A 19306-nucleotide genomic window follows, 5' to 3' on the forward strand; every position below is an offset into this window, starting at 1 on the left:
CCCATGACCACCTCAGCCGGCGCCCCGGCGCCACCGGCGGTCGAGCTCACCCACCTCGGCAAGACCTTCGCCGCCGGTGCGGTGACCGCGCTCACCGATGTCTCGCTCACCGTCGCTCCGGGCGAATTCGTCTCGCTCATCGGCCCTTCCGGCTGCGGCAAGTCCACCTTGTTGCGGATCATCGCCGATCTGGAGACACCGAGCGGCGGCACCGTCACCGTGCACGGCAAGTCCGCCCGGCAGGCCAGGATCGACCAGGACTACGGCATCGCCTTCCAGCAGGCGGGGCTGCTCGACTGGCGCACCGTCGCCGCCAACGTCGAACTGCCGCTGGAACTGCACCGGGTGCCCAAGGCGCAGCGCCGGGCACGCAGTGCCGAACTGCTGGCGATGGCGGGGCTCACCGAGTTCGCCGATCGCTATCCGGCCGAACTGTCCGGGGGCATGCAGCAGCGGGTCGCGATCGCGCGGGCGCTGGCGCGCACCCCGGCGCTGCTGTTGATGGACGAGCCCTTCGGCGCGCTCGACGAGATGACCAGGGAACGGATGCAGGGCGAACTGCTGCGGATCGCGGGCGAGACCGGGGCCGCGGTGGTGTTCGTGACGCACTCGATTCCCGAAGCGGTGTACCTGTCGGATCGGGTGGTGGTGCTGTCGGCGCGACCCGGCCGGATCAGCGACATCGTGCCCACCGGCGGGTGGGGGCGCGACACCGGTGCCGATGTGCGGTCCTCGGCGGAGTTCTTCGCCGCCGTGGCCGCCGTGCGCGCGGCGCTGCGCGGGGAGCCCGCGGAGCATGCCGTGGCCGGACGGGACCTGCCATGAGGACCTGGCTGCCGCCGATCGTGGTGGGTGTCGTCGTGCTGGTGCTGTGGCAGGTGCTCACCGTGGTGGCGGGGGTGCCGTCGTTCCTGCTGCCCGCACCGAGCGCGATCGCCGAACAGTTCGTCGCCAACGCGGGCCGGATCCTGGACGCCGCGCTGGCGACCGGGGCCAACGCGCTGGTCGGGTTCGTGCTCGGGACCGTGCTCGGCATCGCCGCCGCCGTCCTCGCGGTGCGGTTCCGGATCGTCGACGGTCTGCTCACCCCGCTGGCCGCCGCCGCGGCCGCGGTGCCCATCGTGGCGCTCGCGCCGCTGCTGAACACGATGTACTCGACCACGACGGAGACACCGCGTCGCCTCGTCGTCACCATCGTCGTGTTCTTCCCGGTATTCGTCAGCACCGCGCGCGGGCTGCGCGAGGTGCCGAAGGTGCAGGCCGACCTGATGAGCTCCTACGCCGCGACCGGCTGGCAGCTCACCCGCGCCGTGCGGCTGCCCGCCGCGCTGCCGCACCTGTTCACCGGCCTGCGGATCGCCGCGCCCGGCGCGGTCATCGCGGCCGTCGTCGCCGAGTACTTCGGCGGCCTGCAGAACGGGCTGGGGAGCCGGATCACCTCCGCCGCCGCCAATACCGCCTACCCCAGGGCCTGGGCGTACGTCGTGGGCGCGATGGCGGTCGGGCTGGTGTTCCTGCTCGCCGTTCTGCTGCTCGAACAACTCACCCGCCGGCCCAGAACACCCCTGCTGTCCACCATCCGATGAGGGAGATCCATCCATGAGCACGACCGCACTCCGGCTGCGCCGTTGTCTGGCGCTGGCCGCGCTCGCCGCCGCCGCGCTGACCGGCTGCAGCACCACCGACACCGCTTCGGAGACCACCGCCGACGGTCTCACCAAGGTGAAACTGCAGTTGCAGTGGTTCAAGCAGGGCCAGTTCGCCGGCTATCTGGCCGCCGTCGACCAGGGGTTCTACCGGGAGCAGGGGCTGTCGGTGGAGATCCTCGACGGCGGCACCGACATCGTCCCGCAGACCGTGCTCGCCCAGGGACAGGCCGACTACGCCGTGGCCTGGGTGCCCAAGGCGCTGGCTTCGCGGGAGGCGGGTGCGGGCATCACCGAGATCGCGCAGGTGTTCCAGCGCTCGGGCACCAAGCAGGTCTCGTTCAAGGCCGACAACATCACCGGACCCGCCGCGCTGCGCGGCAAGACCGTCGGAAACTGGGGCTACGGCAACGAGTTCGAGCTCTTCGCGGGGATGACCAAAGCCGGCATCGACCCGGCCGAGGACGTGAAACTGGTCCAGCAGCAGTTCGACATGAACGCCTTCCTCGCCAAGGACATCGCGGCCGCCCAGGCCATGTCCTACAACGAGTACGCCCAGTTGCTCGAGACGAAGAACCCCACCACCGGAAAGCTCTACACCGCCGACGACTTCAACGCCATCGACTGGAACGCCGAAGGCGTGGCGATGCTGCAGGACGCGCTGTGGGCCAACACCGAGAAGCTGAAGGATGCGAAGTACCAGGAGCAGACCGTGAAGTTCCTGGTCGCTTCCCTGAAGGGCTGGGCATTCTGCCGGGACAATCTCGACAAGTGCCGTGACATCACCGTCGCGGCGGGCGCGACGCTGGGCGCCGGGCATCAGCAGTGGCAGATCAACGAGGTGAACAAGCTGATCTGGCCCTCGCCCGCCGGGATCGGCACCGTCGACAAGGCGGCCTGGGATCGCACGGTGACCATCGCCAAGGAGACCAAGAACGCCGAGGGCGCGACGGTGCTGACGAAGGACCCCGGCGCCGACGCCTACACCACCGAGTACGTCACCAGGGCTCTCGATCAACTGCGGGCCGCCGGGATCGACGTCACCGGGACGGGATTCCAGCCCGCGCAGGTGACGCCGACCGAGGGCGGCAAGTAGCCGGACGCGCCGACGGCCCGGCGGAGCGGTTGCGCCGGGCCGTCGCCGTGCGCGCGGTCAGCGCGGAGTGAGTTCGACGACCACGCCGCCCTGCTGCCAGGTCTGGTAGATGTCGGCCTGGGACGGCTCGCCGTCGGCGGTGAAGCCGATGCCGTTGAACTTGGCGTTCTGCTTGTTGTCGCGGGCGATGATCGTGTACAGTTCCAGCACGCCCTGCTCGTCGGAATGCACTGTGGCGGTGAAGGATTCGGGAGTCCGGCCACGGGACAGGCGCACCTCGGCGCCGCCGAGCAGGTTCTTCACCCACGGGCGCAGCGCGGTGCCGATCAGCAGGGTGCCGTCGTGGACGGTGTAGGCGACCGGGACCTCGTAGACCTTGCCGGACTTGCGGCCGGTGACCTGCAAGGTGGCCAGCCGCTTGCCCACGATGCCGGACAGCACCGGCACCTTCAGCAGGGCGCGGACGATCGTGTTGACCCGGCCCTGGGAGGGGCGGATCGGTTCGGGACCGGTGGTTGTCGGTGTGCCGTAGGGGTTTTCGGAGGGCGCGGTATCGGTCATGGCTCCAGTATCGGCCGGTGCGCCCGCGCCCGCAGTCCGCGTCCGCACCCGCCTACTACGCTGCGGGGATGACCGAGATCTGGCACAACCCCCGCTGCACGAAGAGTCGTAACGCCACCGCGCACCTGGACGCCGCCGGAGTCGAGTACACGGTGCGCCGCTACCTCGAGGATCCGCCGACGGTCGCCGAACTGCGTGCGGTGCTGGCCCGGCTCGGCGCGCAGCCGTGGGACATCACGCGCACCGGCGAGCAGATCGCCAAGGACCTCGGCATGGCGGACTGGGGACGCACCGACGCCGATGTCGACCGGTGGCTGACCGCACTCGCCGAGCACCCCAAGCTGATCCAGCGACCCATCGTGCTCACCGCCGATGGCGGCGCGGTGGTGGCCCGCGACGAGGAATCACTGCGCTCCCTCGACTGATCCGGCGATAGCCAACGGATAACTATTCGGGCACGGCCGTAACAGCGAACGCGATTTACCTGATGTAGCTCACATCATCGGGACACGGTGTCCCGAGGCGGATATCGAACCGAACGTGGATCGCCGGCGGGTTCGACAGCGGGAACTCCACGCGGTGGGAGGTTGTCATGAAATCGCTTCGCAAGATCGCTGTAGGAGCCACGGCCGCCGGTCTGATCGGTGCCTCGACCCTGCTCGCCGGACCCGTCCAGGCGCAACCGCCGGGGCACTGCTCGGTGAACCCCATCGCCGGCACCGGCGCCTTCTCCCAGTGCGGCGACCCGGTCTGGCACCAGGTGCGGGTCACCTGCTGGGCGTGGTGGAACTGGTTCAGCAGCTACGAACGGTACGGGCAGCCCGCCTTCGGCGGCTTCCACTCCGAAACTGCCTGTGACCTGCCGTTCAGCATGCAGACCTGGCAGGTGGTCGTCTACTGAGTCAGCAGGTCGCCGAGCAGCAGCCTGGTGTCGGGGACGAAGGGCCACGCCGGATCGTCCAGGTGCGCACGGAGTTCGGCGTCGGTCCACCACCAGCCGTCCGCGATCTCGGACGGCTGGTGGCGGACCGGACCGTCGTAGCGGACCTCGTAGCCGAACAGATGGCAGCGCAGTGGTCTGCCCGCCCAGCTGCCGTCCCAGGACGCGGTGGCGCGCACAGGGAGTGCGGTGCCGGTGGCGATGCCGAGCTCCTCGTGGAGTTCGCGTCGTGCGGTGTCGGCCGGATCCTCGCCCGCGTCGACCACGCCACCGGCCAGACAGTCGTGCAGGCCGGCGAAGACGAGTTTGCTGTCGGTGCGCCGATGGACGTAGATCCGGCGACCGTCGCCGGAGCGCACCAGCACGCCCGCGCTGGCGTGCCAGAGGCCCTCGCGATAGACGGTGCCCCGCTCGGCCGCGCCGATCACCGCACCGGCGGCGTCGTACACGGCGAGCAGTTCCGACTCCGGGTTCACAGCCACGGCCCGAGAGTAACCCGTCTCAGCGGCGCTGCCGCCTCGGCTTCACCCCCGGTCGCGGCGCCGCCGCCCGGGCCCGCGCGGCCGACTGAGCCGCCACGGCGGCGGCCTCGGCGTCGAGCGTGCGGCGGAAAAGATACTGCTGACCGCAGGTCCACGCCGCGTTCGTGGCGAAGTAGGTGAGCACGGCGACGGGCAGGATCGCCCCGCTCACCAGCGCGCCCGCCGGGAACACCCACAGCGACAGCCGGCGCAGGATCGCGGCCGTCCCGTCCTGGGCGGGCGGCGTCAGCCGAGCCGTCAGGTGGGTGGCGAGCGCGGTGATCAGCACCAGCGGAATCGCGAGCGCGGCGACCGCGCCGATCAGTTCGCCCGCCCCGGTCAGCGTCGCCGACAGAGGCGCGCCGAACAGCCTCGCGTCCAGGAAGGCGTGGACGTCGGGGACGCCGAACAGGTAGTTCGGGGTCGCGCGATTGACCGCGGGCGAGAGCGGGGAGTCGGTCGAGGCGAACGGGCCGACCGCGGCGGCGCCGGTCCGGTCGAACGAGCGCAGGACATGGAACAGGCCGAGGAACACCAGGGCCTGGGCGATCATCGGAACGAACCCGCCGAACAGGCGGACACCGTGCTCGCGGTGCAGCGCCCGGATCTTCTCGGCCTGAGCGCGCTGGTCGTCGGGGTGCTGGGCGCGAATCTTGTCGAGCTGCGGTTGCAGGGCCCGCAGCGTGGCCTGGGACCGGGCCTGCCGCAGCGCCGGGACGATCAGCAGGGCGCGAACGGTGACGACGAGGGCGACCACGGCCAGTAGCCAGGCGAGGCCGTCGGCGGGTCCGAGGGGGAGGGCGAGGAGGCGGTGCCAGCACCAGAGCGCGGCGGACACCGGAAAGTACACGACATCGAGCATGACGGAACGACCTGTCCGGACAGCGTGCGCGTGAGCGCACGAAAGGGGGAGTGGGATCACGGCGGCCGACCGGAGGCGCGTACGGCGCTACCGGTCAGTGGTGATCGATCCCCGGTGCTCGCGGGCGTGGACGACCCGCGGCGTCCGGATTGCTCTGTCGCAGAAAGGAACCGCGCAGGCGGCGCTGGGCCGAGCGCGGCGGCCCGGCGGCCGCGACCCGGATCGGCAGCTGCCGGTGGGTGGTGATCGCGACCAGCGCGCACACCATGGCCGCGGCGACCGCGCCGATGGCGAGCATGCGGGCGGCGTCGCCGCCCGGTGTCGTCAGGAGCACGAAGGCGGGCAGCACGCACGCGAGCACCGCGTACGCCAACAGCACTGCCCGGGACCACATGCCGCCGAGCATACCGATCGACTACCCGTGGTTGGTGGAACGCTGTGTCACGGTCATCGCTGGTCCGGGTATCGTTGGCACTGTGACTGCACCCTCCGCTCAGGACGCGCAGCCCGTCGGTGACGGGCGCGCCACTCGTTGGCACGGCCACAAGGCCCGCCGCCGCGCGGAGATGATCGATGCCGCCATCGAGGTGATCGACGAGCACGGGCTCGAGATCTCGGTGCAGCTGATCGCCGAGCATCTGGGCCTGCCCCGCCCGGTGGTGTACCGCCACGTCGGCGGCCGCGCCGAACTCGACGCGCTCGCCCGCCAGCGCATCCTGGAGCTGCTGCTCGCGGAGCTGCTGCCCGCGCTGGAGCCGGACGGGACGCTCAAGGACGCGGTGCGCGGCGCCATCGGCACCTACCTCGGCTGGATCGAACGCCACCCCAACCTGCACCGCTTCCTCGGTGACGCCGCGCCCGACGGCACCGGCGCCGCCACCCTGGCCGGTGCCGGGCGCGAGGTGGGCGGGCAGCTGGCCGACATGTTCGCCGCCACCCTGGCCCGCTTCGGGATCGACCCGGCCCGCGCTCGGCCGATGGCCTTCGGCATGGTCGGCCTCGTCGACGGCGTGGTGGCCAGCTGGCGCGCCGATCCGGAACCGGTGCTCTCGACCGAACAGGTGCAGGGCATCCTGACCGAATCGGTGCTGTCGCTGTTCGAGGGCAACGCCCGCAGTCTCGGCGTTCCGCTGCAACGGGATTCGCTGGTGGCCGACCTGCTGGTCGCCCCCGATGCCGCCCCGCCACCGGCGGAGCGGCTGCGCTGACTCACTCCGCCGGCGTGAGCAGCCGATAGGTGCGGTGCCACAGCCATTCGACCGGGCCGCGCTCGAACCGGCGCGACCAGAGGTGGGCGAAGGCCGTGATCAGGACGACCACCAGCAGGTAGATCCCGATCGTGAACGGCACCCGCGCCGACGCCGAGACCCGCGCCGCGAGCCCGAAACCCCAGCCGTAGCAGAGTATTCCGGCGATCAGGTTCTGCAGGATGTAGCAGCTGAGCGCGGTGCGGCCGACCTCGCCGAGCCGGGCGCCCACATAACCGACCCGCGAGCGGCGCAGGTAGAACTCCGCGACCGCGGCGAGGATGCCCAGTGCCACGAACGGCGCGGTGCCGTAGCGGGTGAGCAGCACCAGGTCGCCGCCGCCGAAGACACCGACCGTGAAGTCCAGCGGCGCCGCGACGCCGAAGCCGAGCACGAGCAGCCACCTGCGGATCCGCGCCCCGGCGGGCTGGAACACCCCGGCGCGATACAGCCGGGCGCCGAGCAGGAACAGCGCCACCGACATCGGGAAGACGAAAATCGCCTCCACCCGGAAGGTCCCGGCATGGTCGAGCCGGAACAGCACCAGATCCCAGAAAGAGCCGTCCGCGTAGGGATTCGGCTCCAGCGGCTCGGGGGCCGACGGTTCCGTGGCGGGCGCGAAGGCCAGGGCGGCCGCGATCGCGGTCAGCATCGTCACGTGGACCGAGGCCGCGACGATGAGCCAGCGGCGTCGGGCCCGTTCGCTGGTCGCCAGGAGATACGCGACGACGAGGCCGGTGACCGCGTAGCCCATCAGCACATCGAACTCGGCGACGAACAGGAAGTTCACCAGGCCGTCCAGGAACAGCAGCCCCGCCCGCACGGGATAGCGCCCCGGCCAGCGGCGCCCACCGCGCCGGGCCGAATCCTGCTGGATCGCCAGCCCGATCCCGAACATCACCGTCAGCAGCCCGAGGAACTTGCCCTGGGCCAGCTGCTGGAGCACCCGCTCGGTCCACATCCAGCCGTCCGTGGCCACCCCGCCGAGACTGCCGATGTAGCCGATCAGCCCGGCCGGGTCGGTGAAGATCCAGATATTGGTGCCGAGGGTGCCCAGGATCGCGATGCCCCGCAGGACATCGAGCGCGAGCAACCTGGTCGGCCGGTCGGTCACCTCGGGGGTGAGCTGGTGCACGGATTCGCTCATGGCATCGAGTATCTCGGCGCGATCCGGCCGCCGGATCGCCCGCGAGGACCACTTCGGGTCCGCCGAGCGGGGGACCCGGCGGAGGTGCCTCGGTCGCGCTGTGCCAGCGCCTCTTCCAGCGCGGTGACGGCCTTCGGCAGTTCGATGTGGCCGTCGGGGCGCGCGCCGAGCTGAACGCCGCCGCGAACAGCCTGCTCTCGTACCGCATGCGCATGCGCGCCACCTCGACACTGCCGATGCTGTGGCCGATCAGCACGGTGTCGGACGCGGTCACCGCCGCGAAGGTGGCGCGCCACGGTGTGGGCCGCGAGGACGAAGTCGTCGCGGAGGTGACATGGGTAACACCGGGGGTTCGCGGACCGGGGGCCGGGTGCGCGGCGAGGGTCTGCGGGCCGACGCCGAGATCCTGGAGGAGAGCGGCTACGGCCGGTCGACGATCGAGGCATGGCCACCCGCTCGGGCGTCGCCGAGAGCGCCATCGCCCGAGGGTGGCGCTCCCTGGCCGAGCCGACGAGGGAGGCCCACGCCGAGGCCGTCGCTCGCCGGATGCCCGAACCCGACACCCGGCGTGGTCGAAGACGACCTCGTCGCGTTCGTCACCGAGCTCTGTCGCGTCACCGAATTCCCTGGTCGCGCAGCGGCTTTGCGCGGCACGACGGCCGAGGCGCAGCTCGATCCGGATGTCGCGAGGCGCGTCGGCGCCGGGTCGGCACCCGCCGGGCGGTGGTCGTGGTGATCCTCGCGCACGGGATCGACCGGGGTGAGCCGGCCGCGGACATCGACCCGTATCGGGCGACCGACCAGCCGTTCGGGCTCGTCGGGTACCGGCCGCAGGTGGAACATCGTGCACCGCGCCCGGATCAGGCCGCGGGTGCCCTCGCCCGGCCGCTGACCGGCCTGCGCGCACCCGGGTGAGCTGGGGCGCCGCGGGCCGCTGGGCCGAGATGCCGGTGCGGGTCGGACGCGTCGCCTAGGCTCGACAGCATGCAGCGCATCATCGGAATCGAGGTCGAGTACGGCATCTCGACCCCCACGGAGCCGACGGCCAACCCGATCCTCACCTCCACCCAGGCCGTTCTCGCCTACGCCGCCGCCGAGGGCGTACCGCGGGCCAAGCGCACGCGCTGGGACTACGAGGTGGAATCCCCGCTGCGTGACGCGCGTGGTTTCGACCTGAGCCGGATGAGCGGCCCCGCTCCCGTGATCGACGCCGACGAGGTCGGCGCGGCCAACATGATCCTCACCAACGGCGCCCGGCTCTACGTCGACCACGCGCACCCGGAGTACTCCGCACCCGAGGTGGTCGACCCGCTCGACGCGGTGATCTGGGACAAGGCGGGCGAGCGGGTGATGGAGGCCGCCGCCCGGCACGCCTCCAGCGTCCCCGGTGCCCCGCGCCTGCAGCTGTACAAGAACAACGTCGACGGCAAGGGCGCCTCCTACGGCACCCACGAGAACTACCTGATGAACCGCGACACCCCGTTCAGCCACATCATCGCAGGGCTGACGCCGTTCTTCGTCTCCCGCCAGGTGATCTGCGGGTCCGGCCGGGTCGGCATCGGCCAGTCCGGCGACCACGCGGGCTTCCAGCTGTCCCAGCGCGCGGACTACATCGAGGTCGAGGTCGGGCTGGAGACCACGCTCAAGCGCGGCATCATCAACACCCGCGACGAGCCGCACGCCGACGCCGACAAGTACCGGCGCCTGCACGTGATCATCGGCGACGCCAACCTGGCCGAGATGTCGACCTACCTCAAGGTCGGCACCACCGCGCTGGTGCTCGACCTGATCGAGGCGGGCGAGGACCTCTCGGAGTTCCAGCTGGCCCGGCCGGTGACCGCCGTGCACCAGATCAGCCACGACCCGACGCTGCGCGCCACCGTGGCGCTGGCCGACGGCCGCGAGCTGACCGGCCTTGCGCTGCAACGGCTCTACCACGAGCGCGTCGCCAAGTTCGTGCACCGCGAGGGCAACGACGACCCCCGGGTGCTCGACATCATCGACAACTGGGCGATGGTGCTCGACCTGCTCGAGCGCGACCCGATGGAATGCGCCAACCTGCTCGACTGGCCCGCCAAGCTGCGCCTGCTCGAGGGCATGCGCAGCCGGGAGGGCCTCGGCTGGGCCGCCCCCAAGCTGCACCTGATGGACCTGCAGTACTCCGATGTGCGCCTGGACAAGGGTCTCTACAACCGGTTGGTGGCGCGCGGCTCGATGAAGCGCCTCGTCAGCGAGCAGCAGGTGCTCGACGCGATGACCAAGCCGCCGACCGACACCCGCGCGTACTTCCGCGGCGAGTGCCTACGCCGATTCGGCGCCGATATCGCCGCCGCCAGTTGGGATTCGGTGATCTTCGACCTGGGTGGTGATTCACTGGTGCGGATCCCGACCCTGGAGCCGCGGCGCGGCACGAAAGCGCACGTCGGGAAGCTGCTCGACGCCGCCCAGACGGCCGCGGAGCTGGTCGACCAGCTCACCCACTGAGGCGTTTTCCGGCACGACAGAGCGACAATCCGATCGCTAATAGACCACCTTGTCCGATCGGCTCGGTAGGGTTGTGGGACGAGCACGAACATCGCTCATGATCGCCGACCGTGCTCATCCGAAAGGTCGCGGTCATGATGAGGAAAGAGGAGGTCGGCTGCCATGGCACAAGAGCAGACCAAGCGCGCCGGGGGTGGCGACGAGGACGAGGGTCCCGAGGGTGTAGACGCGGCGGGTCAGGAGCGCCGCGAGAAGCTCGCGGAGGAAACCGACGACCTGCTCGACGAGATCGATGACGTGCTCGAGGAGAACGCCGAGGACTTCGTGCGGGCGTATGTGCAGAAGGGCGGCCAGTGACCTCAGGTGACCCGTTGCGCCTCCACGCGGGGCAGGCTCTCTCCTCGTTCACCGAACATCTCCGCATGCACGCACCGGACCTGTTGCCCGGCAACAGGTTCGGTGCCTCGGATCTGACCGCGGCCAAGGATCTGGCGCCGCACGGCACCACCATTGTCGCGGTCACCTACCGGGGTGGCGTGCTCATCGCGGGCGACCGCAGGGCCACCATGGGCAACCTGCTGGCCAGCCGCGACACCGAGAAGGTCTATATCACCGACACCTTCTCGGCGGCCGGTATCGCGGGCACCGCGGGCATCGCGATCGAGATGATCCGGCTGTTCGCGGTGGAGCTCGAGTACTACGAGAAGATCGAAGGCGTGCCGCTGACCTTCGACGGTAAAGCCAACAAGCTGTCGAAGATGGTCCGCGACAACCTGCCCGCCGCCATGCAGGGGCTGGCTGTCGTGCCGATCCTGGTCGGGTTCGACGACCAGATCACCGACCAGGACCGTTCGGGTCGCATCGTGTCCTACGACGTGGTCGGCGGACGCAGCGAGGAGCGGTTCGGCTACACCGCTGTCGGCTCCGGTTCGATGTTCGCGAAGTCCTCGCTGAAGAAGCTCTACCAGCGTGGCATCGATCAGGACCGGGCGCTGCGGGTCGCGGTGGAATCGCTGTTCGACGCCGCCGACGACGACACCGCCACCGGTGGTCCGGACATGCTGCGCGGGATCTACCCGACAGCGGTGGTGATCGACGCCGAGGGCGCGGCCGAGGTGGCCGAGGACCGCCTGGCCGAGATCGCCCGCGGTGTGATCGCCGACCGGGAAGCCGCGGAAGAAGGGGGCGCCGTCCTATGACGCTGCCGTATTACGCCTCGGCCGAGCAGATCATGCGCGACAAGACCGAGCTCGCCCGCAAGGGCATCGGTCGTGGTCGCAGCGTGGTGGTGCTCGTGTACGACAAGGGCGTGCTGTTCGTCGCCGAGAACCCCTCGGCGACGTTGCACAAGGTCAGCGAACTCTACGACCGCATCGGCTTCGCCGCGGTCGGCAAGTACAACGAGTTCGAGGCCCTGCGCCGCGGTGGCATCCTGCAGGCCGACCTCAAGGGCTATCAGTACGACCGGCGCGATGTCACCGGCCGTGGCCTGGCCAACCTCTACGCGCAGAGCCTGGGCTCGATCTTCACCGATCAGCTCAAGCCCTACGAGGTGGAGCTGTGCGTCGCCGAGGTCGGGTATCCGGAGCAGTCGCCGACCTCGGTGCTGTACCGGATCACCTTCGACGGGTCGATCGTCGACGAACGCGAGTACGTCGTCATGGGCGGCACCACCGAGCCCATCCTGACCGCGCTCAAGGCCGCCTACAAGCCCGGTCTGTCCCTGGACGACGCGCTGAAGGTGGCCATCGGGGCGCTGCAGGCGGGTCAGCCCGAGGCCGACAAGGACAAGCGCGCCCTCGGTGAGTCCTCGCTCGAGGTGGCCACCCTCGAGCAGTCCCGGCCGCGCCGGGCGTTCCGCCGGCTGCAGGGTCCCGCCCTGCAGAAGGCGCTCGGTACGCCGAAGGCGACAGCCGTGACCGAGGCGAAGCTGCCCGAGCCCGAGGACGGCGCGGGGGAGTAGACCCCGCCGTCACGATCATGAACGGGCCCGCGGACCGCTCCGGTCCACGGGCCCGTTCTCGTCGTGCTCGCCGGGGTCGTTCGCTGTCCGAATCGTTGTGAACACGTATGCGAATGGGATGTCCGGAGCGCCGCGCGGGCCCTGGTCATGGCTGTAGTGTCGATAGTGTGCAGCGACGAATCATGGGGATCGAGACCGAGTTCGGTGTGACATGCACCTTCCACGGTCACCGTCGGCTGTCCCCCGACGAGGTGGCCCGGTACCTGTTCCGCCGGGTGGTGTCCTGGGGCCGTAGCTCTAATGTCTTCCTTCGAAACGGTGCCAGGTTGTACCTCGACGTCGGATCGCATCCCGAGTACGCCACCGCAGAATGCGACAGCCTGGTGCAGTTGGTCACCCACGACCGGGCCGGTGAGCGGGTGCTGGAGGACCTGCTGATAGACGCCGAACAGCGCCTCGCCGAGGAAGGCATCGGCGGCGACATCTACCTGTTCAAGAACAACACCGACTCCGCGGGCAACTCCTACGGCTGCCACGAGAACTTTCTCGTGGTCCGCGCGGGTGAGTTCTCCCGGATCTCGGACGTGTTGCTGCCGTTCCTGGTCACCCGCCAGCTCATCTGCGGTGCGGGCAAGGTCCTGCAGACGCCCAAGGCAGCCACGTTCTGCCTGTCCCAGCGCGCCGAGCACATCTGGGAGGGCGTCTCCTCGGCGACCACCCGCTCGCGCCCGATCATCAACACCCGCGACGAGCCGCACGCCGACGCCGAGAAGTACCGGCGTCTGCACGTGATCGTGGGCGACTCCAACATGGCCGAGCCGACGACGATGCTCAAGGTGGGCACCGCGTCGCTGGTGCTGGAGATGATCGAGGCGGGCGTCTCGTTCCGCGACTTCGCCCTCGACAACCCGATCCGGGCGATCCGCGAGGTCAGCCACGATCTGACCGGCCGCCGTCCGGTGCGGCTGGCCGGTGGCAGGCAGGCCAGCGCGCTCGAGATCCAGCGCGAGTACTACGCCCGCGCCGTCGAGCACCTGCGCAACCGTGACCGCGACCCGCAGGTCGACGCGGTGGTGGATCTGTGGGGCCGCACTCTCGACGCCGTCGAGGCGCAGGACTTCGCCAAGGTCGACACCGAGATCGACTGGGTGATCAAGCGCAAGCTGTTCCAGCGCTACCAGGACCGCTACAGCATGGAGCTGTCGGATCCGAAGATCGCCCAGCTCGACCTGGCCTACCACGACATCAAGCGGGGTCGCGGCGTCTTCGATCTGCTGCAGCGCAAGGGGCTGGCCAAGCGGATCACCGAGGACGAGGCCGTCGACGCCGCGGTGGAGACCCCGCCGCAGACCACGCGCGCCAAGCTGCGCGGTGACTTCATCACTGCCGCGCAGGAAGCCGGGCGCGATTTCACGGTCGACTGGGTGCATTTGAAGTTGAACGATCAAGCGCAGCGCACCGTGTTGTGCAAGGATCCGTTCCGGTCGGTCGACGAGCGCGTCGATCGGCTGATCGCCTCGATGTAGGCGAACCCCCGAGACGGGGGGCTCGGCGACGGGACCGGTGGCGCAAGGGAGCGATTGCGTAGACGCCACCGGTCCCGTCGTCGCGTCCGGGCTCAATCGGGGCCGACGACGCTCGCGTAGGTGCCGCGCAGGCCGGCGATGAACGAGGTCAGGGCCAGTTCGAAGCTGTCGTCATCGATCTCGTCGGCGATCGCGCGCAGCAGGTGCGCCTGGTTCAGGTGCGGGTAGCGATCCCGGTAGACCTGTACGTCGTCGGCGAATCCGCCCGCGAACGAACCGACCGTCGAGCCCATCACCAGGTAGCGGGTGGCCGCGCCGATCATGGTCGCGTAGCGCGGTGGCCAGCCCGCGCCGACCAGCCCACCGTGCACGGCGTCGGCCGCGCGCAGGTTCTCCGCCCGGCGGCCGGGGCCCGCCGCGAGGTAGGGCACGAAATTCGGGTGTGCGACCAGCGCCGAGCGGTAGCTGCGGGCCCAGGCTGCCAGGCCGTCGTCCCAGGCCATGGTGTCGAAGGCCGAGGTGTCGACGTGGCTCATGATGCCCGTCGCGATGTCGTCGAACAGGTCGTCCTTGTTCGGGTAGTGGCCGTAGAGCGAGGCGGCCTGCACGCCGAGTTCGGCGGCCAGCTTGCGCATGGAGACCTCGGCGAGGCCGTCGCGGTCGACCATGGCCAGCGCGGTGTCGCGAATGCGTTCGCGGCTCAACAGCGGTACGCGCGGCCTCGCCATGCGCCACTCCTCGTCTGCTCGGGTCCGATAGGGCTTCGAACGGTATCACCGATCGCCGATTCGGCCCTTGATTAACCGAACGGCGTTAGGATACGGTGCCCGAGTAAACCTAACACCGTTTGGTTCAGGAGTGGTCCGATGGATCTCGCACTCACGCAAGCGCACAGCGACCTGCGCGAGCTCGCCCGCACATGGGTGGACAAGGAAGTCGTGCCGCACGCCGCGCACTGGGATCGGCAGGAATCGGTCGACCCGGCCATCGTCGGCAAACTCGGCGCGCTGGGCTTCCTCGGCATCGGGATCGACGAGGAGTACGGCGGCTCCGGCGGTGACGCGCTGGCCTACTGCGTGCTGCTGGAGGAGCTCGGTCGGGGCGACAGCGCGGTCCGCGGCATCGTGTCGGTCTCGCTGGGTCTGGTCGGCAAGTCGATCGCGACCTACGGCACCGAGGAGCAGAAGCGCCGCGTCCTGCCGCCGCTGTGCGCGGGCGAGCAGCTCGGATGCTTCGCGCTGACCGAGCCGGGGACCGGGTCCGACGCGGCGAACCTGATCACCCGCGCCACCAGGGACGGGTCGGACTGGGTCATCGACGGCACCAAGATCTTCATCACCAACGGCACCTGGGCCGATGTCGCGCTGGTCTTCGCGCGCACCGGGGGACCGGGGCCCAAGGGGGTGACCGCCTTCCTCGTCCCGACCGACGCGCCCGGCTTCGGCCGGACCGAGATCAAGGGCAAGCTCGGCCTGCGCGGGCAGGCCACCGCCGAATTGGTCCTCGACGGTGTCCGGGTGCCCGACGCGCTGCGCCTGGGCGAGGAGGGTCAGGGCTTCCGCATCGCGATGGCGGCGCTGGACAAGGGCCGGATGGGGGTGGCCGCCGGCTGTGTCGGCCTGGCCCGCGCCTGCCTCGAGGCCGCGGTGCGCTACGCGGGCGAGCGCGAACAGTTCGGCAAGCCGATCGCGGGCTACCAGCTGGTCCAGGAACTGCTCGCCGACATCGCGGTGGAGACCGAGGCCGCCCGACTGCTGGCCTGGCGCGCCGCCGATCTCGTCGACCGGGGCGAGCCGTTCGGCACCGCCGCCTCGATGGCGAAGCTGTTCGCCTCCGAAGCCGCGGTCAAGGCGGCCAACAACGCGATCCAGGTCTTCGGCGGCTACGGCTACATCGACGAGTACCCGGTCGCCAAGTACCTGCGCGACGCCCGTGTGCTGACCCTCTACGAGGGCACCACCCAGATCCAGAAACTGCTCATCGGCCGCGCCCTCACCGGCGTGAACGCCATCGTCTGACAGAGGAGTACGAACCATGACCCACAGAACCGCATTCGTCACCGGGGCGGCCCGCGGCATCGGCGCGGCCACGGCCGCCCGGCTGTCGGCCGCCGGGCACGCCGTCGCCGTCGTCGACCTCGACGCCGACGCGGCCGTGCTGACCGCGGGCAAGATCAACGCCGCGGGCGGCACCGCGATCGGGCTCGGTTGCGATGTCGCCGACGAGGATTCGGTGGCCGCGGCGGTGGCGCGCACGGTCGCCGAGCTCGGCTCGCTCGACGTGCTGGTGAACAACGCCGGCGTGCTGCGCGACAACCTGCTGTTCAAGATGTCGGTGGACGACTGGGACACCGTCATGGCCGTACACCTGCGCGGGGCGTTCCTGTGCAGCAAGGCCGCCCAGCAGCACATGGTCGAGCGCGGCGGCGGCGCGATCGTCAACACCTCGAGCGTGTCGGCGCTGGGCAATCGAGGACAGGCCAACTACGCCGCGGCCAAGGCGGGCATCCAGGGGCTGACCCGCACGCTGGCCATGGAACTCGGCCCGTTCGGCATCCGCGTCAACGCCGTCGCGCCCGGCTTCATCGCCACCGAGATGACCGCGGCCACCGCGGCCCGGATCGGCGTCAGCGCCGAGGAACTGCAGGCCAAGACCGCCGAGATCACGCCGCTGCGCCGGGTCGGGACCCCCGACGACATCGCCAACGTGGTCGCGTTCCTCGCCTCCGACGAGGCCGGATTCGTCACCGGCCAAACCCTGTACGTCGACGGCGGACGCCGTCTCTGAATCGCGGGAGACCAGTTTCAATGCAGCGCACAGTTTTCACCGATGAGCACGAGGCGTTTCGCAAGACCGCGCGCGCGTTCATCGAGTCGCAGGTCGTGCCGGTCTACGACCAGTGGTACGAGGCGGGCATCGTGCCGCGCGAGTTCTACCGCTCGCTGGCCGAGCTGGGGGTTTTCGGGATCGAGGTGCCCGAGGAGTACGGCGGCGCAGGGATCGACTCGTTCAAGTTCCAGGCGATCCTCATGGAGGAAACCGCCAGGGCCGGTGTGTCTTTCGGCGGGTCGGGCGTGCACGTGGGCCTGTGCCTGCCGTACCTGAAGAACCTCGCGACCGACGAACAGAAGCAGCGCTGGCTGCCCGGATTCGTCTCGGGCGAGATCATGTTCGCCATCGCGATGACCGAGCCCGGCACAGGGTCCGACCTGGCCGGGATGCGCACGACCGCGCAGCTGTCCGAGGACGGCACCCACTACGTGCTCAACGGGGCGAAGACCTTCATCACCGGTGGCGTGCACGCCGACCGGGTGATCGTGTGCGCGCGGACCGCCCCGCCGTCGGGGACCGATCGCCGCCACGGGATCTCGTTGTTCGTCGTCGACACCACCTCGCCCGGGTACGCGGTCGGCCGCAAGCTCGACAAGCTCGGGCTGAAGGTGTCCGACACCGCCGAACTGTCCTTCACCGATGTGCGGGTGCCGGTGGCCGACCTGCTCGGCGAGGCGCACCAGGGCTTCGCCTACCTCGGCCAGAACCTGCCGCAGGAGCGCCTGTCCATCGCGGTCGGCGCCTACGCCCAAGCCAAGTCGGCGATCCGGTTCGCCCTCGAATACACCAGGGGCCGAACCGTTTTCGGTCAGCCGGTGGCGCACTTCCAGAACACCAAGTTCGAGCTGGCCGCCTGCCGGGCGGAGGTGGACGCCGCCGAAGCCGTGGTCGACCGCGCGCTCGACGCGCTCGACCGGGGCGAACTCAGCCCGGCCGACGCCGCCTCGGCGAAGCTGTTCTGCACCGAGGTCGCCTCCCGGGTGATCGACCGCTGCCTGCAGCTGCACGGCGGATACGGCTACATCACCGAATATCCCGTGGCCCGCCTGTACGCCGACAACCGGGTGAACCGGATCTACGGCGGCACCAGCGAGGTGATGAAGATGATCATCGCCAAGGACATGGGCCTGTGACCGGCCGCGCGTATCTGGTCGACGGCGTCCGCACGCCGTTCGGCCGCTACGGCGGCGCGCTGGCCGAGGTGCGCCCCGACGATCTGGCCGCCCGCGCGATCGCCGCGCTCACCCGACGGCTCCCGGCCGTCGATTGGGCCAGGGTCGACGACGTGGTGCTGGGCTGCGCGAACCAGGCGGGCGAGGACAATCGCAATGTCGCCCGGATGGCGGCGCTGCTGGCCGGACTGCCGGTGGAGGTTCCCGGCGTGACGGTCAACCGGCTGTGCGCGTCGGGACTGGACGCGATCGGCTACGCGGCCAGGGCGATCAAGGCCGGTGACGCCGATCTCGTCATCGCCGGGGGTGTCGAGTCGATGACCCGGGCGCCGTACGTGATGCCGAAAGCCGGTGCGCCGTGGGACCGTTCGGCGCAGCTGGCCGACACCACGCTGGGCTGGCGGCTGGTCAATCCGCGGATGCGGGCGGAATACGGCATCGATTCGATGCCCGAGACCGCCCAGCACGTCGCCGACGAGCACGGCATCGCCCGTGCCGATCAGGACGCCTTCGCGCTGCGGTCGCAGCAGCGGGCGGCGGCGGCGATCGCGCGGGGCAGGCTGGCCCGCGAGATCGCGCAGGTGCCGGTCCCGCAGCGGCACGGCGAACCGGTTGTCGTCGACCGGGACGAACATCCGCGGCAGACCAGCATCGAGGCACTCGGCGGGTTGCGTGCCGTGGTGCCCGGCGGCTCGATCACCGCGGGCAACTCCTCCGGTATCAATGATGGTGCCGCCGCGGTGCTGATCGCCTCCGAGGTCGCGGTGGACCGCTACGGGCTGACGCCGCTGGCCGAGATCGGTGCGGTGACGGCCGCGGGTGTGCCACCGCGCGTGATGGGTATCGGCCCGGTGCCCGCGGTCGAGAAGCTGCTCGCGCGAACGGGTCTGGGGATCGCCGACATCGATGTCGTCGAACTCAACGAGGCCTTCGCCGCCCAGGCGCTGGCGGTGCTGCGTGGACTCGGGCTGCCCGACGACGCCGAGCACGTGAACCCGAACGGCGGCGCCATCGCCCTCGGGCATCCGCTCGGCGCCAGCGGTGCTCGCCTGGCGCTCACCGCCGCGATCGAGCTGGCCGATCGCGACGCCCGGCACGCCGTCGCCACGCTGTGCGTCGGTGTCGGGCAGGGCCTGGCGGTCCATCTCCATCGCTGACCGGCCACGGCCGATCAGCGCCGGGCCTCGACCCGACCGGGCCGAAGTCTGCGTGCCGCACCGAGCGCGCAACCGGTACGGGCCGAGGCCCCCGAACTCCGACCGATCCGGTCGTCTACCGCGCGACACCGTGGGTGCGCGCTCCCTCGCCG

General features: G+C 70.3%; 22 protein-coding genes. 16 read left to right on the top strand and 6 right to left on the bottom strand.

Annotated features, from left to right (window positions below; translation table 11 throughout):
- Positions 1–3 precede the first annotated feature (3 nt).
- From ACIO52_RS15305 to ACIO52_RS15315, 3 genes are read left to right on the top strand one after another with little or no spacing between them, the layout of a single operon-like run.
- Positions 4–825 carry an ABC transporter ATP-binding protein gene (locus ACIO52_RS15305; protein WP_316575172.1) on the top strand — a complete coding sequence of 274 codons (822 nt, stop codon included), beginning with the start codon at positions 4–6 and terminating at the stop codon, positions 823–825.
- Positions 822–1586, top strand: a complete 765-nt coding sequence (locus ACIO52_RS15310) for an ABC transporter permease (protein ID WP_218718328.1) — start codon at positions 822–824, stop codon at positions 1584–1586. Before ACIO52_RS15305 ends, ACIO52_RS15310 begins: the two co-directional genes overlap by 4 nt.
- Before the next feature lie 13 nt (positions 1587–1599).
- Positions 1600–2742 (top strand): ABC transporter substrate-binding protein, encoded by a 1143-nt coding sequence (locus tag ACIO52_RS15315; protein ID WP_402644349.1) that lies wholly within the window; start codon positions 1600–1602, stop codon positions 2740–2742.
- 57 nt (positions 2743–2799) lie between these two features.
- Here the strand turns inward: ACIO52_RS15315 and ACIO52_RS15320 are convergent, their stop codons facing one another.
- Positions 2800–3303, bottom strand: a complete 504-nt coding sequence (locus ACIO52_RS15320) for a nitroreductase/quinone reductase family protein (RefSeq protein WP_218718326.1) — start codon at positions 3301–3303, stop codon at positions 2800–2802.
- Positions 3304–3371: 68 nt separating this feature from the next.
- Here ACIO52_RS15320 and ACIO52_RS15325 point away from each other — a divergent pair, with 68 nt between their 5' ends.
- Positions 3372–3728 (top strand): arsenate reductase family protein, encoded by a 357-nt coding sequence (locus ACIO52_RS15325; protein ID WP_218718325.1) that lies wholly within the window; start codon positions 3372–3374, stop codon positions 3726–3728.
- Positions 3729–3895: 167 nt separating this feature from the next.
- The gene (locus ACIO52_RS15330; protein WP_218718324.1) at positions 3896–4204 is read left to right on the top strand and encodes a hypothetical protein; all 309 of its coding nucleotides are present in this window, start codon (positions 3896–3898) and stop codon (positions 4202–4204) included.
- Here the strand turns inward: ACIO52_RS15330 and ACIO52_RS15335 are convergent.
- From ACIO52_RS15335 to ACIO52_RS15345, 3 genes are all read right to left on the bottom strand, one after another.
- Complete coding sequence (locus ACIO52_RS15335) at positions 4198–4725, bottom strand: NUDIX domain-containing protein (RefSeq protein ID WP_218718323.1); 528 nt, start codon at positions 4723–4725, stop codon at positions 4198–4200. The two genes, ACIO52_RS15330 and ACIO52_RS15335, sit on opposite strands and share 7 nt — an antisense overlap.
- 19 nt (positions 4726–4744) lie before the next feature.
- Positions 4745–5626, bottom strand: a complete 882-nt coding sequence (gene yidC / locus ACIO52_RS15340; protein WP_402644355.1) for a membrane protein insertase YidC — start codon at positions 5624–5626, stop codon at positions 4745–4747.
- A gap of 94 nt (positions 5627–5720) precedes the next feature.
- A complete protein-coding gene (locus tag ACIO52_RS15345; protein WP_402644358.1) occupies positions 5721–6020 on the bottom strand; it encodes a DUF6412 domain-containing protein in 300 nt (99 codons plus the stop codon).
- Between the two features lie 82 nt (positions 6021–6102).
- Between ACIO52_RS15345 and ACIO52_RS15350 the strand changes: the two genes are divergently transcribed.
- Entirely contained in the window at positions 6103–6834 is a 732-nt protein-coding gene (locus ACIO52_RS15350) for a TetR/AcrR family transcriptional regulator (protein WP_402644360.1), read from the top strand.
- A gap of 1 nt (position 6835) precedes the next feature.
- On the opposite strand, the gene ACIO52_RS15355 is transcribed toward ACIO52_RS15350, so the two are convergent.
- The gene (locus ACIO52_RS15355; RefSeq protein WP_402644363.1) at positions 6836–8020 is read right to left on the bottom strand and encodes a DUF418 domain-containing protein; all 1185 of its coding nucleotides are present in this window, start codon (positions 8018–8020) and stop codon (positions 6836–6838) included.
- Positions 8021–8566: 546 nt separating this feature from the next.
- Here ACIO52_RS15355 and ACIO52_RS15360 point away from each other — a divergent pair.
- From ACIO52_RS15360 to pafA, 6 genes are all read left to right on the top strand, one after another.
- Complete coding sequence (locus ACIO52_RS15360; RefSeq protein ID WP_402644457.1) at positions 8567–8935, top strand: TetR/AcrR family transcriptional regulator C-terminal ligand-binding domain-containing protein; 369 nt, start codon at positions 8567–8569, stop codon at positions 8933–8935.
- Positions 8936–9004: 69 nt separating this feature from the next.
- The gene (gene dop, locus ACIO52_RS15365; protein ID WP_218718318.1) at positions 9005–10504 is read left to right on the top strand and encodes a depupylase/deamidase Dop; all 1500 of its coding nucleotides are present in this window, start codon (positions 9005–9007) and stop codon (positions 10502–10504) included.
- Between the two features lie 162 nt (positions 10505–10666).
- The gene (locus tag ACIO52_RS15370) at positions 10667–10861 is read left to right on the top strand and encodes a ubiquitin-like protein Pup (RefSeq protein ID WP_019047503.1); all 195 of its coding nucleotides are present in this window, start codon (positions 10667–10669) and stop codon (positions 10859–10861) included.
- A 65-nt stretch (positions 10862–10926) separates the two neighbouring features.
- Positions 10927–11703, top strand: a complete 777-nt coding sequence (prcB, locus tag ACIO52_RS15375) for a proteasome subunit beta (protein WP_255587681.1) — start codon at positions 10927–10929, stop codon at positions 11701–11703.
- Positions 11700–12467 carry a proteasome subunit alpha gene (gene prcA / locus ACIO52_RS15380; protein ID WP_218718316.1) on the top strand — a complete coding sequence of 256 codons (768 nt, stop codon included), beginning with the start codon at positions 11700–11702 and terminating at the stop codon, positions 12465–12467. The genes prcB and prcA overlap by 4 nt, the downstream gene beginning before the upstream one ends.
- A 167-nt stretch (positions 12468–12634) precedes the next feature.
- Positions 12635–13993 carry a Pup--protein ligase gene (gene pafA / locus ACIO52_RS15385; RefSeq protein ID WP_186817494.1) on the top strand — a complete coding sequence of 453 codons (1359 nt, stop codon included), beginning with the start codon at positions 12635–12637 and terminating at the stop codon, positions 13991–13993.
- A gap of 92 nt (positions 13994–14085) precedes the next feature.
- On the opposite strand, the gene ACIO52_RS15390 is transcribed toward pafA, so the two are convergent.
- Positions 14086–14721, bottom strand: a complete 636-nt coding sequence (locus tag ACIO52_RS15390; protein ID WP_218718315.1) for a TetR/AcrR family transcriptional regulator — start codon at positions 14719–14721, stop codon at positions 14086–14088.
- Between the two features lie 138 nt (positions 14722–14859).
- Between ACIO52_RS15390 and ACIO52_RS15395 the strand changes: the two genes are divergently transcribed.
- From ACIO52_RS15395 to pcaF, 4 genes are read left to right on the top strand one after another with little or no spacing between them, the layout of a single operon-like run.
- Entirely contained in the window at positions 14860–16011 is a 1152-nt protein-coding gene (locus ACIO52_RS15395) for an acyl-CoA dehydrogenase family protein (protein WP_402644369.1), read from the top strand.
- Between the two features lie 16 nt (positions 16012–16027).
- Positions 16028–16780 carry a 3-oxoacyl-ACP reductase FabG gene (gene fabG / locus ACIO52_RS15400; protein WP_402644372.1) on the top strand — a complete coding sequence of 251 codons (753 nt, stop codon included), beginning with the start codon at positions 16028–16030 and terminating at the stop codon, positions 16778–16780.
- Between the two features lie 20 nt (positions 16781–16800).
- Positions 16801–17958 carry an acyl-CoA dehydrogenase family protein gene (locus ACIO52_RS15405; RefSeq protein ID WP_402644375.1) on the top strand — a complete coding sequence of 386 codons (1158 nt, stop codon included), beginning with the start codon at positions 16801–16803 and terminating at the stop codon, positions 17956–17958.
- Complete coding sequence (pcaF, locus tag ACIO52_RS15410) at positions 17955–19154, top strand: 3-oxoadipyl-CoA thiolase (RefSeq protein ID WP_402644377.1); 1200 nt, start codon at positions 17955–17957, stop codon at positions 19152–19154. The genes ACIO52_RS15405 and pcaF overlap by 4 nt, the downstream gene beginning before the upstream one ends.
- Positions 19155–19306 lie beyond the last annotated feature (152 nt).

This window comes from Nocardia sp. NPDC087230 (assembly GCF_044744725.1).
In the GTDB taxonomy this organism is placed as follows: Bacteria; Actinomycetota; Actinomycetes; order Mycobacteriales; family Mycobacteriaceae; genus Nocardia; species Nocardia canadensis.

Bases quoted from the DNA above. Each gene is read 5' to 3' on its own strand.
- ACIO52_RS15330 (WP_218718324.1), top strand. From the start codon at position 3,896: ATGAAATCGCTTCGCAAGATCGCTGTAGGAGCCACGGCCGCCGGTCTG.
- ACIO52_RS15390 (WP_218718315.1), bottom strand. From the start codon at position 14,721: ATGGCGAGGCCGCGCGTACCGCTGTTGAGCCGCGAACGCATTCGCGAC.
- prcA (WP_218718316.1), top strand. From the start codon at position 11,700: ATGACGCTGCCGTATTACGCCTCGGCCGAGCAGATCATGCGCGACAAG.
- dop (WP_218718318.1), top strand. From the start codon at position 9,005: ATGCAGCGCATCATCGGAATCGAGGTCGAGTACGGCATCTCGACCCCC.
- fabG (WP_402644372.1), top strand. From the start codon at position 16,028: ATGACCCACAGAACCGCATTCGTCACCGGGGCGGCCCGCGGCATCGGC.
- ACIO52_RS15305 (WP_316575172.1), top strand. From the start codon at position 4: ATGACCACCTCAGCCGGCGCCCCGGCGCCACCGGCGGTCGAGCTCACC.
- ACIO52_RS15405 (WP_402644375.1), top strand. From the start codon at position 16,801: ATGCAGCGCACAGTTTTCACCGATGAGCACGAGGCGTTTCGCAAGACC.
- ACIO52_RS15370 (WP_019047503.1), top strand. From the start codon at position 10,667: ATGGCACAAGAGCAGACCAAGCGCGCCGGGGGTGGCGACGAGGACGAG.
- prcB (WP_255587681.1), top strand. From the start codon at position 10,927: ATGCACGCACCGGACCTGTTGCCCGGCAACAGGTTCGGTGCCTCGGAT.
- ACIO52_RS15355 (WP_402644363.1), bottom strand. From the start codon at position 8,020: ATGAGCGAATCCGTGCACCAGCTCACCCCCGAGGTGACCGACCGGCCG.
- ACIO52_RS15310 (WP_218718328.1), top strand. From the start codon at position 822: ATGAGGACCTGGCTGCCGCCGATCGTGGTGGGTGTCGTCGTGCTGGTG.
- yidC (WP_402644355.1), bottom strand. From the start codon at position 5,626: ATGCTCGATGTCGTGTACTTTCCGGTGTCCGCCGCGCTCTGGTGCTGG.
- ACIO52_RS15345 (WP_402644358.1), bottom strand. From the start codon at position 6,020: ATGTGGTCCCGGGCAGTGCTGTTGGCGTACGCGGTGCTCGCGTGCGTG.
- ACIO52_RS15315 (WP_402644349.1), top strand. From the start codon at position 1,600: ATGAGCACGACCGCACTCCGGCTGCGCCGTTGTCTGGCGCTGGCCGCG.
- ACIO52_RS15320 (WP_218718326.1), bottom strand. From the start codon at position 3,303: ATGACCGATACCGCGCCCTCCGAAAACCCCTACGGCACACCGACAACC.
- ACIO52_RS15395 (WP_402644369.1), top strand. From the start codon at position 14,860: ATGGATCTCGCACTCACGCAAGCGCACAGCGACCTGCGCGAGCTCGCC.
- ACIO52_RS15360 (WP_402644457.1), top strand. From the start codon at position 8,567: ATGCCCGAACCCGACACCCGGCGTGGTCGAAGACGACCTCGTCGCGTT.
- ACIO52_RS15325 (WP_218718325.1), top strand. From the start codon at position 3,372: ATGACCGAGATCTGGCACAACCCCCGCTGCACGAAGAGTCGTAACGCC.